The following is a 471-nucleotide window of genomic DNA, read 5'->3' as shown; positions in this document are numbered from 1 at the left end:
GCGGGAATACAGCTACAACCCCTACGGAAAAATCACCGCCGAACGCGATGAACTGGGCCACGTCACCCGCTATGAATACGCCGACGGGCTGCACCTGATCAGCCGGCGCATTAATTCTGACGGCACCCAGGTCAACTACCGCTACGACAACGCCCGGTTACTGCTGACCGAGATCGAAAACGAAGTCGGCGAAACCTACCAACTTGATTACCACCCCAACGGGCTGATCCAGCAGGAAATAGGCTTTGACGGCCAGCGCACGGCCTACGTGTATGACCTCAACAGCAACCTGCTGGAGAAAACCGAACACGGCGACGATGGCAGTCAGCTAGTCACCCGTTACGAGCGAGACCCTTCCGGACGCCTCATACGAAAAACCTTGCCCGACGGCAAAATCGTTGATTACACCTACGACCGCCAAGGCAACCTCCTCAGCGTCGACGACGGCCACTGGGCGCTGGCCTACGAATA

Annotated in this window: 1 pseudogene; it reads left to right on the top strand. The window is 57.7% G+C overall.

The features are described 5' to 3' along the window. Nucleotides 1-471: pseudogene (locus FW764_RS28120) on the top strand (type IV secretion protein Rhs); the annotation flags it as partial.

Source organism: Pseudomonas sp. 1152_12, from assembly GCF_052850675.1.
Note: the sequence above shows the minus strand (reverse complement) of the source record. Positions and strands in the feature narration are given on the sequence as shown.